At 68.2% G+C, this 12,112-nt stretch carries 14 protein-coding genes and 2 riboswitches; of the genes, 6 read left to right on the top strand and 8 right to left on the bottom strand.

Annotated features, from left to right (window positions below; genetic code table 11):
• Positions 1 to 124 precede the first annotated feature (124 nt).
• A riboswitch (glycine riboswitch) is annotated at positions 125 to 214 on the bottom strand.
• Positions 215 to 270: 56 nt separating this feature from the next.
• From OH146_RS11945 to OH146_RS11930, 4 genes are all read right to left on the bottom strand, one after another.
• Positions 271 to 1,962, bottom strand: coding sequence for a substrate-binding and VWA domain-containing protein (locus OH146_RS11945; protein WP_265161089.1), 1,692 nt, complete (start codon positions 1,960 to 1,962; stop codon positions 271 to 273).
• A gap of 187 nt (positions 1,963 to 2,149) precedes the next feature.
• Entirely contained in the window at positions 2,150 to 2,827 is a 678-nt protein-coding gene (locus tag OH146_RS11940; protein ID WP_265161087.1) for a hypothetical protein, read from the bottom strand.
• A gap of 111 nt (positions 2,828 to 2,938) precedes the next feature.
• Positions 2,939 to 4,324, bottom strand: coding sequence for a diguanylate cyclase domain-containing protein (locus OH146_RS14030; protein WP_265161085.1), 1,386 nt, complete (start codon positions 4,322 to 4,324; stop codon positions 2,939 to 2,941).
• Positions 4,321 to 5,139, bottom strand: coding sequence for an alpha/beta fold hydrolase (locus tag OH146_RS11930; protein WP_265161082.1), 819 nt, complete (start codon positions 5,137 to 5,139; stop codon positions 4,321 to 4,323). The genes OH146_RS14030 and OH146_RS11930 overlap by 4 nt, the downstream gene beginning before the upstream one ends.
• A gap of 85 nt (positions 5,140 to 5,224) precedes the next feature.
• On the opposite strand from OH146_RS11930, the gene OH146_RS11925 reads away from it, so the two are divergent.
• Entirely contained in the window at positions 5,225 to 5,797 is a 573-nt protein-coding gene (locus OH146_RS11925) for a GNAT family N-acetyltransferase (protein WP_265161079.1), read from the top strand.
• A gap of 6 nt (positions 5,798 to 5,803) precedes the next feature.
• Here the strand turns inward: OH146_RS11925 and OH146_RS11920 are convergent, their stop codons facing one another.
• Positions 5,804 to 6,127 carry a DMT family transporter gene (locus OH146_RS11920; RefSeq protein WP_265161077.1) on the bottom strand — a complete coding sequence of 108 codons (324 nt, stop codon included), beginning with the start codon at positions 6,125 to 6,127 and terminating at the stop codon, positions 5,804 to 5,806.
• A gap of 10 nt (positions 6,128 to 6,137) precedes the next feature.
• A riboswitch (guanidine-III (ykkC-III) riboswitch) is annotated at positions 6,138 to 6,201 on the bottom strand.
• A gap of 30 nt (positions 6,202 to 6,231) precedes the next feature.
• Between OH146_RS11920 and OH146_RS11915 the strand changes: the two genes are divergently transcribed.
• Positions 6,232 to 6,615: a hypothetical protein gene (locus tag OH146_RS11915; RefSeq protein WP_265161074.1), complete on the top strand. Its 384-nt coding sequence runs from the start codon at positions 6,232 to 6,234 to the stop codon at positions 6,613 to 6,615.
• A 21-nt stretch (positions 6,616 to 6,636) separates the two neighbouring features.
• On the opposite strand, the gene OH146_RS11910 is transcribed toward OH146_RS11915, so the two are convergent.
• Complete coding sequence (locus OH146_RS11910) at positions 6,637 to 7,548, bottom strand: EamA family transporter (RefSeq protein WP_265161073.1); 912 nt, start codon at positions 7,546 to 7,548, stop codon at positions 6,637 to 6,639.
• An 85-nt stretch (positions 7,549 to 7,633) separates the two neighbouring features.
• Between OH146_RS11910 and OH146_RS11905 the strand changes: the two genes are divergently transcribed.
• Both OH146_RS11905 and OH146_RS11900 read left to right on the top strand, forming a co-directional pair.
• Entirely contained in the window at positions 7,634 to 8,488 is an 855-nt protein-coding gene (locus OH146_RS11905) for a LysR family transcriptional regulator (protein WP_265161071.1), read from the top strand.
• A 48-nt stretch (positions 8,489 to 8,536) separates the two neighbouring features.
• Positions 8,537 to 9,202 (top strand): hypothetical protein, encoded by a 666-nt coding sequence (locus tag OH146_RS11900; RefSeq protein ID WP_265161068.1) that lies wholly within the window; start codon positions 8,537 to 8,539, stop codon positions 9,200 to 9,202.
• On the opposite strand, the gene OH146_RS11895 is transcribed toward OH146_RS11900, so the two are convergent.
• Positions 9,199 to 10,521, bottom strand: coding sequence for an MFS transporter (locus OH146_RS11895; protein WP_265161065.1), 1,323 nt, complete (start codon positions 10,519 to 10,521; stop codon positions 9,199 to 9,201). The genes OH146_RS11900 and OH146_RS11895 overlap by 4 nt on opposite strands.
• 73 nt (positions 10,522 to 10,594) lie before the next feature.
• On the opposite strand from OH146_RS11895, the gene OH146_RS11890 reads away from it, so the two are divergent.
• Entirely contained in the window at positions 10,595 to 11,182 is a 588-nt protein-coding gene (locus OH146_RS11890) for a nitroreductase family protein (protein ID WP_265161064.1), read from the top strand.
• A gap of 85 nt (positions 11,183 to 11,267) precedes the next feature.
• On the opposite strand, the gene OH146_RS11885 is transcribed toward OH146_RS11890, so the two are convergent.
• On the bottom strand, positions 11,268 to 11,417 hold the full coding sequence (locus tag OH146_RS11885; protein ID WP_265161063.1) for a hypothetical protein: 150 nt from the start codon (positions 11,415 to 11,417) through the stop codon (positions 11,268 to 11,270).
• 84 nt (positions 11,418 to 11,501) lie between these two features.
• On the opposite strand from OH146_RS11885, the gene OH146_RS11880 reads away from it, so the two are divergent.
• Entirely contained in the window at positions 11,502 to 12,083 is a 582-nt protein-coding gene (locus OH146_RS11880; protein ID WP_265161061.1) for a 1-acyl-sn-glycerol-3-phosphate acyltransferase, read from the top strand.
• Positions 12,084 to 12,112: the final 29 nt, after the last annotated feature.

Genomic DNA, 12,112 nt, shown 5'->3' with positions numbered 1-12,112 from the left:
TGAGAGCTTCGTCGACTTGTCGGTCGGCTTTCACCGTGGGCGAGTGGAACGGCGGGAATCTCGATACGCGACTTCGTCGCTACTCGATCAAGCCTCGCTACGCTCGACTTCTTTTCAGAGTTGCCTGTTCGATGCGGTACGCGTACCTGAGAGATTCTGGAGAGTATTGCTCCTTCGGTGCCGACCAGTGGTCGAACTCTCCCGCATCGCCTGAGCGGCCGGATATTCGGTTATGTCGCAAGCATAGCAAGCCGCCCCGCGCGTGCCGGGTCAGCAGTTCGGACGGCAGGTCCGCTGCGTGAACGCGTCGACGAAGACCTTGTCGAGGTCGCCGGGCTCATAAGCGGAGTAGGCCGCGCCGCCCGTCGCCGCTGCGATCTGCTGCATGGCTGCGAGGTCGGTGTCGGGTCCGAAGCCGATCAGGATGACCGGCACCGGCTGCAGCGGGTCGCTCAGCGCCGCCAACTCCTCCAACAGTGCCTCGAGTTCGATTGTGGTGCTGTCGTCGTTCTTGCCGTCCGTGATGATGACCATCGAGTTGACCATGCCGGGCACGTACGTCTCCCGCATGTGGCGCACGCCCGCGAGGACCGTGTCGTAGAGCCCCGTGTCGCCCCGGATGTACTGCGGCAGGCTCGCCGTGATCTGGGCGATGTGCTCGCGGTGCCCCGCATCAGCCAAGGGGCCCACAGGAGCCAACTCCTCCCAGTCCTGGCCGCCCCCGCGATTGGTCGAGAAGACCCAGACCCCCATGTGCGACTCGCCACTGTAACGGCCGAGCGACTGGCCAGCCGCGCGCTGATAGACGTCGATGCGGCGCAGGCCACCGCCGGCCGGCTCAAGCATGGACCCGGAGACGTCGACGGCCACGAGCATCCTCGATCGGCGTGTCAGCGAGCTCCACTGATCGAGCGCGGCGACCTGCATCTCTGGCTTGGCGTTCTCCGGCACGACGGTCGCGATGGGGAGCACGCCCGTGGCCGAGAGTTCGCCGCCCCCGCGGTGGTCGCGGAAACCCTCCGCGGAGTAGAAGGCTCCGCCCAGACGGGCCGCGTCCGCGAAGGCCTCGAGCAGCTCGTCGCGCTCGGCCGTCTCGGTCGTCGTCTTGCCCGCGATCTCTATGAAGGGGTAGTCGAGCGACGTCGTGCCATCGCTCGGGTAGAGCGCCACCAGGGGGAGGTCCGGGTCACTCGCGTTGTGGGCGACGACGTCGGCCTCCGTCATGACCACAACCGTGGGCAGAGCGGCTGCGCTCGCCGTTGCAACAGCCTCCTCCGTCGACGCGGGGATCGTCTTGCCGAGTTCGATCATGGCCGACGGCAGTCGGCGCGCGTCATCAGCGGGAGCGACACTCGTCATGGATGCGAGGCCGGCAAGACTCGCCGAGGAGACCTCCGGATCTGGCACGACCGCACCGACGGAACCCGAGAGGATCGTTCCCCATCCCACCTCGCCCCCCGCGAACTCGGCTGAACGGGAGGCGGGCGCCGCGAAGACCACGGGGGACGTTGCAACCGGCTCCATCACCTCGACGCTTGGCTTCGCGCGGCCCAGCGCCTCCGCCGTCGTGTTCATGCGCGTGACCCACAGAGACGAGTCCGGGATCCAAGCGTGGACTCCGGGGAGGGCGTTCGACGCCAGAAGCGCCGCCGTGTCGCCGGACTCCTGAGGGCGGATCTCCGTCACGACGCAGACATCCGAATTGGCGTCGAAGTCAGCGGCCACATTGGCAAGGGCGGGGTGGATGGACGTGTCAGCGACGATCACAAGCCGAGTGGGCTCGGGGCAGTCCGCCCCTCCCGACGCGTTCGCGGCGAAGATCGAGGAGAAGCCGCCCTGGGAGAGGGCCACAGCTGCGCCGGTCACCAGGATCAGCACGGCCGCGGCGGCCGCGATCGGGCTCAAAAGGTTGCGGCGGGAGCGGGCGGGGGCGCGGTGTCGACGGCGATCGCCATCGGGCATGGCAGGGGTATTCACAACAACTCCATTGCTGGTGGGAGCGGCGCCTTCGGGTAACGCTGGAGCCGAGCCGACGCCCCTCAATCGGGGGGCGCTGCGGTTCAGTGTAGGGGAAAACTCGAGAAGTGAGAACAGTTTCTCAGCATGGCACCCTGCGGCATGCGCTCAGCCGTGGTATAGCAGCGAGCTTTCAGAAACCCCAGTCGTCGGCGAGTTCGGAGCGCAGCTGGGCGCGCTCCCGCTCACGAGCAAGAGCGGCAAGGTCCTCATCGATGAGTTGTCGCATCCGCTCGTCGCGCTCGCGCTCGTAATCCTCGTCAACAGGCACGTCGGCACGGCGAAGCGAATCCTCGAGCGCGCGGGAGACGTCATTCCACGCCTCCTCGCGCGACCTTTCGATGAGGCTCAGAAGGTAGTCATCATCGTCGCGGCACTCCTGCAGACGTTTCGCGAGCGCGCGCGAAACGGCCTCGCGCCGCGCCAGGTTCTTCACATCGCCCGCCCGATAGTCGTGCGCGTGCCCCGCCTTTCCGCTGAGAGCCTCAGCCTCCTCGAGCTGTTCCGCAAGGCGGCGAGCCGCAGCATCCGACTCCGCGGCGAGCGAGGCAAGGCCGGCTCGCGCATCGACGAGGTAGCGGTTCGGGTCGTAGTCCCCCTGCCCCGAGAGCGCGCCGACGATGATCGCGTTGCGCAGGCGCAGACGTGCCGCATACTCGGCGAGCATGATGCCCTCCCCCACGGCCGCCTCGAAGGAGAGCGGTTCACGCTTCGGCAGCGCCGACGCATCGAACGGTGTGAGTCCGGGACGCGACGGGCGTCGACGGAGTCGCTGGCGAAGGCGCTGACGCAGACGGCGGAAGGATTTCACGATGCGGCTCTCGACAGTGATAGGCGGGCCACTCGAGCCTACCGCCGGGGCGGCGCGGGTGGCGCGATTACCCTCGCTTCAAGCGGCCCTGACGGCAGGGATCTGACTCCCTCAGGTGGCGTCGACCACAACGAGGGTCGTGCGGGCCTTGCCCGAGCGCTTGGACTCATACATGGCAGCATCCGCCTCGTCGAGCATCCGCTCAGCAGGTACCGCGCCGAGCGAAGGATGCCTCATCGAGATGCCGATACTCGCCGAAACGCTGAGTTCCGGCGGGATGCCCGCGAGGGGCTCCCGTACCGACCGTTGAATGCGCGCGGCGAGACCGTGCACATCGGACTCGCCGATGTCGTCGCAGAGGACGATGAACTCATCGCCGCCCAACCTCGCCACGACATCACCGTTCCGCACGGCGCCCCGCAGCCGCTCGGCGGTCTGACGCAGCACGTCGTCGCCCGCCGCGTGCCCCAACGAGTCGTTGATGGCCTTGAAGCCGTCGAGGTCGAGGAACAGCACGGCGACATCACGCTCATGCCTGTCGGCGGCCGCCATCATCTGCTCGAGTCGCTCGAGAGACTGGGCGCGGTTCGGCAGGCCCGTGAGCGAATCGTGGAGCGCCAGCCGCATGAGCTCTTCGCGCAGCACGACCCCCTGGTAGACGAGCAGCGCCTGCACGACGATCGCCGAAAGCGTGTCCACCATCGCATCGTCGATCGTGCGAGGTCGTGAGAAGCCGCAGAAGAGCACACCGCCCGCGCGGCCCTCATAGAGACCCGGGATCACACACAGCGACTCGACGTTCGCATCGGCCAGCGCCTCAGCTGCCCGCGGGAAGCGCTCGGAGATCTCCGCCGGCGTGCGGCAGATCACCGGGGCCGCCGTCTCGATCGCCTCAGCCTCGGGCGAGCCGGGAAGGTGCAGTGTGTCAGTGTCGAGCGGATGCTCTCCCGCCCAGAGCTGGAAGGACTCGTCGAGGGCGAGAACGCTCACCCATGAGGCATCCGTCGCACGACGAGCCGCCGTGATCGCCGCACTGCTGAGCTCGTCGCGGCTGGACGAGCTCGCGAAGTCGAAGGAGGCGCGTTGGAGAACCCCGAGGCGCTCCGCGGAATCCTCAGCGTTGCGACGCGCGACGAGGAGAGCACGTTCAAAACCCTGCCGCGAACTCGCATCGAACACCGCAACGCTCAGGGCTGACCCGGCGCCCCTCACGGCGATGTTGACGAAGATGGGAAGCACGGAGCCGTCCGGCCGCCGAAGTTCCAGCGCAGCCTCGCGCACCTCGCCCTGCTCGCGCAGCGTCGGCATGAGGCGAGACTCGAAGAAGAGACGAGTGCCGGGGGTCAGATGATCGACGAGATAGTCACCAACACCCCCCTGCTCCCTGCCCGACCACTGAGCGTAGGTGTCGTTTGCCGCCGTGATGCGTCCCGTCTCCGTCGCCGCGAGCAGGCCGCACGGAGCTGACCTGAAGAGCGATTCCCAGTCGGCGGTCACGCGAGGAACTCGCGGATGCGCCCGGTCAACTCCTCAGGATTGACCAGATGGGCGTAGTGGCCGCCCTCGCGCAGCACCACCAGCTCGCTCTCCGGGATGTGCTTCGCCAGGAATTCGCCGACCACGACGGGAGCGACCGCGTCGTCATCGGACTGCACAATGAGCGTCGGAACCGAGACACGCGGCAGGATCGCCCGGTGATCCGAGAGGTAGGTCACGCGGGCGAAATGCCGGGCGATCGCCGTGTCGGTGGCCTTGAAACTCTCCGCGAGTTCACTCGTGAGCGCTGGCCGCTCGGGGTCATGGATCAGAGTGTGCGCCGCGGCATCCGCCCACGCCAGAAAGTTGGAGTCGATGGCGTCGAGGAGGCTGTCGACATCGCCTGGCTCGAGCCCGCCCACGTAGTCGCCCTCATTCACATAGCGGGGCGACGCGCCCACGAGCACGAGCCGCGAGAAGAGATCCGGACGCCTGATCGAGGCGAGCGCCCCGATCATGCCGCTCACGGAGTGCCCCACGAAGACGACGTTGTCGAGGTTCATCGCATCGAGCAGCTCGACCAGATCCGCCGCGTAGCCATGGAGGGAGTCGTAGCGGGCGCGGTCGTAGGCTGCGACATCCGAATCGCCGGAACCCACGAGGTCGAAGAGCACCACGCGGAAGTCCTCCTCGAAGCGTGGCGCAACAAAGCGCCACATGCGCTGGCTTGTGCCGAAACCGTGCCCGAAGACGATCGCGGGCGCCTCATGCCGCCCAGTGTCTGTCACATGATTGCGACGCGCAAGGTCTGCGATGCCGGCGGTGTCTGGACCCATGGCGCCATCTTTCCACAGCGATGCGGATGTGATCTGGGCGCCGTCGGTGGTGGGAAGTACTGTGACGGCGAACGAGGAGGCCGACATGACGATCGAGGTAAAACCCGCCCACAGCTTTGAGGACGTTGCGACCATGTTTGCGCCGAAGAAGCCGGAGTCCTCCGTCTGCTGGTGCCTATCGTGGCGCCTCAGCTCGAAGGAGAACCGGGACCTGCAGGGCACTGCGCGTGCCGAAAAGGTGCGTGAACTGTGCTCGCGCGAGCTCGCACCGGGCGTCCTCGCCTATCGCGACGGCGAGGTCGTCGGCTGGGCCGGGATCGCGCCCCGCAGCGAGCTGCACCCCTTCGCGCACTCGCGCAAGATCCCCCACATCGACGATCTGCCCGTCTGGACGCTGTGGTGCATCCGCGTGCGGCCCGGATTCCGCAGGCAGGGGATCACGAGCGCTCTCATCGAGGGAGCGGTCGACTACGCGAGCTCGCGCGGGGCGCCCGCGGTCGAGAGCTACCCTGTCGACAACGGCGAGCACCGCGTCGATGCCACCATGGCGTTCGTCGGCACCCGCCGCTGGTTCGAGCAGGCCGGCTTCACCAAGGCCGCTGACACGGATGCGATCGCCGGCGGATTCCCTCGGATCCTCATGCGGCGGGCGCTGTAGTAAGAGTCAGTGCTCGCCGCCCACGAGTTTGAGGCCCACGATGCATCCGACCAGCCCCAGGATGAGCAGGACCTTGACGAGGGACAGCGCCTCCTCGCCCGAGAACATCGCGTAGCCGACCGTCAGCGCGGCACCGATCCCCACCCAGACGGCGTATGCGGTGCCGACGGGAATGCCCCGCATGGCGTACGCGAGTCCGCCCATGCTGAGCACAAGGGCGACGCCGAACACTATTGACGGCCAGAGCCGCGTGAAACCCTCCGAACGGCCAAGCGCGGTCGCCCACACCGCCTCGAGGATGCCGGAAATGACGAGGACGACCCAATACATGACTGCTCCCAGTGGCCAGTCTTGTCGCGTTCCGGGTACTGATCCCTCGTCCGGGAGCGGGGTGATCGCTCTGCCCTCGATTCTACAAATGGTTGAATCGACGGATGGAAAGGATGCTGCCACTCTCCTGCGCGACCGCCGAGCACTGCAATGACGCGGTGGGTACCGAGCTCGCAATCCCGTTCGCCGTCGTCGCCGCCATGCTGTTGCTGGGGGGCGGCGTCGCCCTCTTCCGCAAGCGCCACACGCAGTGGACGTTTTTGCTCGGCCTGCTCGCGATCGTGACGGGGACCGCCCTCACCTTCGGGCCGGGCGCCGAGACCACCTACGGCTGGTTCGCCTACGCCGAACGCACGGGAGAGGTGTTCCCCGCACGTCCCCCGCTGTCAGCCCGGGGTGTCGCCGGTGTCATCGTCGGCGCGACAGGCCTGCTCGTCGCCGGCATCGGGATCGGCGGGATGCTGCGGCGCCCCCGCTCGCAGGACTGACACCGTAGCATCCGCCCCTCGTCAGGCGGCAGGGGGCTGCTCGGTGGCCCGAGGCAGGCGGCGACCGGCTCGGGCCTGGACCGCGAGCATCAGGATGTTCGCCGTGACGATGAGGACGATACCGAACCAGGAGAGCAGACCGAGCGCCTCGCCGAGCATGACGGCGCCGATCGAGGCAGCGAAGACAGGGTGCATGCTCATGAGAAGGCCGAACAGCGCGGGCGGGATGCGCCGCAGCGCAACCATGTCGGCGGCGTACGGCACGACCGTCGCGAAGAGGCCGGCCGCCGCCGCGCACAGAAGCCAGATGGGCTCGGGTTCGCGCGCGATGAGCACGGCGATACCGATCGGCGTGAAGAGCAGAGCCGAGACGCTCGTCGCCAGCGCCGTGCCCTCGACACCTGGGATGCGCTCGCCCACGGTGCGATTGACGAGGATGTAGGCGCCCCAGCTACACGCCGCGATCAGGGCGAGCCCGATGCCGATGTAGTCGGTGGATGCCTCGGGCCGCATGATCGCCACGACGCCGAGTGCCGCGAGCCCGCCGCAGACAACGCCCCACCTCGAGCGGGACGCGACGACCGCGACCGCGAGCGGCCCCAGGAACTCGAGCGTCACCGCGAGACCCAGCCCGATGCGTTCGACCGCCGCGTAGAGGCTGAGGTTCATGGTGCCGAAGATCGCGGCAAGCGCCAACACCGGCCACCATTCGCGGCGAGTGAGGTGGCGGATGCGCGGGCGAACGGTCGGCAGCAGAATCGCCGTTCCCACGAACTGGCGCACCGCGACAACGCCGAGCGGGCCCATAGCGGCGAAGGCGAGGGAGCCGGTGGCGGCCCCCAGCTGGTTGGAGAAGGCACCCCCGAGGGCGATCGCAGCGCCGGCGGCGCGCGCACGAACGGGCGCTGCGCGCGGGCGGCCGAGGATGCTCATGCGTCGAGTCTGCGGGAGGGCGAAGCATCCGCATAATGCATGAATCCCGGTATTCATGCGCTTTACGCATGAATACGATGGGGGCATGGAATGGGAACTGCGGCAGGTGCGCGCCTTCGTTGCGGTCGTCGACGCGGGAACCTTCACGGACGCGGCGATCGAACTCGGCTCGTCGCAGGCGGCCGTCTCCCGCGCTGTCGCCGCACTCGAAACGGCGCTCGGCAGCCGCCTGCTCGAACGGAGCACCCGCAGCGTCCGCCTTACCCCGACGGGCGACCGGGTGTTGAAAAGCGCCAGACGGATGCTCGCCACCGCCGCCGACCTGGAGCGGGAGGCCCACGGCGGGCGCGACCTTGTGCGCATCGGCTACGCGTGGTCGGCCCTCGGCTCTCACACCAACGAGCTGCAGAAACTATGGCCGAGCGTGTTCCCCACCACAGAGCTTCGGCTCGCCCGTGTCAACTCGGCGACGGCGGGCATCGCGGAGGGCACGAGCGACTTCGCCATCATGCGGAGGAAACCCGAAGGGCCCGATCTCCACCATGTGCAGGTCGGGGTCGAACGCCGCTACTGCGCACTGGCGGCCGACGACCCACTCGCCGCGCGGCGCACCGTCACACTGCGGCAGATCGCATCCGCTCCCCTCGCGATCGACCTCCGAACCGGCAGCACCCGCCTCGATCTGTGGCCTGACGACGCCCGACCCGCAGAAACGGTCGTGATCAACGACGTCGACGACTGGCTCACCTACATCGGTAGCGGCGCGGCGCGCGGCGTCACGACCGAGGCGACCACGGAGCAGTATCGGCGGCACGGAGTCGTCTATCGGCCGGTGCGGGACGCGCCCGCCGTCGCCGTCTTCCTCGCCTGGTCGGCGACCGATACGCCCGCGGAAAGCGCGGCAGTGGTCGAGTTGGTGACCGGCCTCTATCGAAGCTGAACCGGCGCAGTCTTGGCAGCATCCGTCGCCCGGTATTCACTGGGAAGGATGGACACCATCCTCTTTCTCGGTTTCGCGGCGGCCTACCTCGCCCTCTCTGCGTGGGGATGCGCGCTCACGGCACGGCGGCGACGAGTCGACGGCGCCGCCATCCCCCTGCTCGTCGTCGCCGGTCTCCTCTTTGACAACGCGGTCATAGCCTCGGGCCGCTGGATCGGGGAGGGGCCATTGTTGGAGAGCCTCAACTTCGCGCGCTTCTGGATCCACGCGATCGTCACCCCGCTGCTCGTCATCTGGGCGTGGGATGCCTGCAGGCGCGCGGGCGCGAAATGGGCGCGCACACGGGTCGCCGGTGTCATCGCCGTCGTCGTCACGTTCGCGCTCATGGTGCTCGAGTACGTCACCGTGCTGGCAGGCCTGAGCATCGAGCCGGGAACGGAGTACGGCGTGCTCAGCTACAGCTCCACGGAAGCCGCCGGCCCTCCCCTCATGGTGCTGTTCGTCGCGGCGGCACTCTTTGGCGCGGGAATTGTGGTGTGGGTCGCGCAGAAGTGGCCCGTGCTCTTCATCGGCACCCTCATCATGGTGATCGGTATGGCCGCGCCGATCCCCGTCGAGAGCGGGGCTGTCACGAATGCCTTCGAGCTGGTGCTGCTCGTGAGCATCCTGTGGACGACCGCACATCAGGACCGAGCCGAGCGGCGTCCGGGCTAGCCCCGCGACACCTCGGGCAGGCGCACCCCCGCGAAGACGCCCACGACGCCGAGCGCGGCAAGGAACAGCAGCGCCCAGAACACGTGCGCGAGGGCCAGCAGCGAGGTGATTCCCCCCGCCACGAGCAGGATGACTCCCATGGCCGTGTTGGAGACGGCCGTGTACTGCGTGCGCAGGTCGCCCTCCGCCATATCGACGATGTAGGTCTTGCGCGCCACCCGCACGCCCGTGTGCATGAGGGTGAGCAGAAAGTAGCTGCCGATGAACAGCAGCGCGCCCGGCCAACCCTCGCCCGTGAAGCCGGGAACCGCGGCGATCACGACCGTAAGCACGATGACCCCCGAGGCGACACCGGCGCCGACGCTCATCAGACGCCTGCTCGACCTGTCGGCGAGGCGACCGAAGAGACGCCCGCCGAGCAGCGCGGCGAGCCCCGACGCGATGATGAAGCCGCCGAGCCCCGCAAGACTGTCGGAGCCGGACTGGATCGAGAGCGTCACGATGAAGGGCGGGCTCAGCGCCGAGACGAGCAGAAGGCTGCGCACCGTGACGAACCAGCGGAATGCGCGATCATCGCGAAACAGCTGCACCATCTGCCGCAACCAGGCAGTCTCGCGCGGCGTCTCGTCGGCCTGTGCCGGGTCATCCGCAGGTTCACGGATGCTGGTATACACGAGTGCCACGCACACCCACAGCGCTGCCCCGCCCGCCAGCAGCCAGGCGAGCTGGGCCGCGGACAGGTCGCCGCCGCCGAGCACGCGGATCGCCACACCGAGGGTGATCGCAACAAGGCCGGCCGTCGCGGTCGCGATGCCGTTGATCTGGCCGCGCTCGCCCTTGGGCACCGTGCGCCCCTGCACGTCCTTCGAGGAGATCGAGCAGAGGCAGCGCCCGAGCGAGAACACGGCGAGCGCGGCGACGATCACGATGCCCGCAGCGAGCCCCTCCCCCAGCGCGGCCGTCAGCGCCATCGCGGCGACGGCGCTCGCCTGCACGAGCGCGCCCGCCACGAAGACCCACTTGCGGCGACGGATGCGCAGCACGAGCGGCGTGAGGAACGCCTGCGGCAGCATTGAGCCGGACTCCCGGATGGGCACGAGCACCCCCGTGAGGGCGGTCGGCACCCCGAGCACCGCGAAGAGCCATGGCAGCACGGTGGAGGCATTGACCGTCTGATCGCCGGACGACTGCAATGCCAGCGCGAGCACCTGGCGCAGACCGTTGGGCGCGACATTCCGCCGCACGTCGCCCGGAAGCTCCTCCTCGGCCTCCTCGTTGCGCTTCATGAGCGCGGAGTAGAGACCCTCGATCTTGCCCACAGGGGAACGGTATGCGCGGCCCCGCTCCCCCGCCAGTAAGCCCCGCCTTGCCTCACCCGGGGAGAATGGGCGGATGACGTTCCCCTCGAACCCCGTCCTCTCGGCCATGGCAGCGCGGCGCTCGGTCTCGAAGGTGGGCCCCGAGACCCCCACGGATGCCCAGCTCGCCGAGCTCCTCGCCGCCGTCACCCACGTGGCCGACCACAAGGCCCTGCGCCCCTGGCGGCTCATCACGCTTCGCGGCGACGACCGAATGCGACTCGCCACCGCCCTCGACGAAGCGGCGGGAGTGACGCGTGAGCCGGGCGAATACAACACGAAGCCGTTCCGCGCCGAACTGCTGATCGCGGTCGTCGCCAGCCCGAAGGAGCATCCGGATGTCCCGGTGTGGGAGCAGCACGCGGTCGCTGCGGGCGCCGGCCACCTGCTCGAACTCGCGCTCTGGGGTGCCGGCTGGGGGGTCATGTGGCGCACGGGGATGCTCGCGAACGCGGCATCCGTCAGGGCAGCGCACGGGCTCCGCGACGACGAACTCCTCATGGGCTGGCTCTACGTGGGCAACATCGAAGAGTCGTTCCGGGTCAAGCTGCGGGAGTCGAAGCGACCGGCGCTCGACCCGCGGCAGTTCCTGGGGCGGATGCCTAGTTCTTCTCCCGAATGATCGGATTTCGGCGCTATGAGCGCGCCGCGGCACGCTCATACCGCCGAAAACGGCTCATTAGCGAGAGCTTGGCGGATGCTGCGGGCTACGCGATCGCGGAGCGCACGGTCTCTGCGACGCGCTTCTCGGTTGTGTCGTCGAGGCCGTCGAAGTACCACGCCGCCGTGACCAAGCGCCCGTCCTTGCCTCCCGCAGGGGTGAGCGCCGCCTTCTCGCTGATGCCGAGGATCATCACGTCATCGTTCCTACCGTCGACTCACACGGTGAAGCGCAGCTTCCTGCGGCATGGGCATCTCGCTGGACGGCATAACCTTGAAGCATGTTCCTTCGACGTCTCGTCGCCCGCATTTTTTGGTTTTTCAGCGGATGGCGTCTCGTGACCGAGCCCGCTCCCGACCGCCCCACCGTGCTCATCGGTGCACCGCACACGTCGAACTGGGACTTCGTCTTCATGCTCGGCATCGCGTGGCGGCTCGACCTGCACTTCCGCTGGCTGGGCAAGAATAGCCTCTTCCGCGGTTGGCGAGGGCCGATCATGCGCGGTCTCGGCGGCATCCCCGTCGACCGGGATGCTCCGAGCGCCGTCGTCTCGGAGGTGGTCGAGCGCATCCGCTCGGGTGAGGTCTTCGGGCTCGTCGTCACCCCCGACGGCACCCGCTCCGGCCACACGCACTGGAAGTCCGGCTTCTACCGCATCGCCCGCGAGGCCGACATGCCCGTCACGCTCGGCTACGTCGACCGCACCACCAAAACCTCCGGGCTCGGTCCCACCTTTGAACTCACCGGGGACGTGTCACACGACATGGACCGCATCCGCGCCTTCTACGCAGACAAGGCGGGCGTGCGCCCCGAACACCGTGTCGAGCCGCGGCTGCGCGAGGAGCTCGCGTCGCCTAAGTAGCCGTCCGCGGGGTTCCCGTTGCTGAGAGG

It is taken from the genome of Homoserinimonas sedimenticola, assembly GCF_026094475.1.
GTDB classification, from domain to species: domain Bacteria; phylum Actinomycetota; class Actinomycetes; order Actinomycetales; family Microbacteriaceae; genus Homoserinimonas; species Homoserinimonas sedimenticola.
This window is presented reverse-complemented; position numbering and strand designations above follow the sequence as displayed.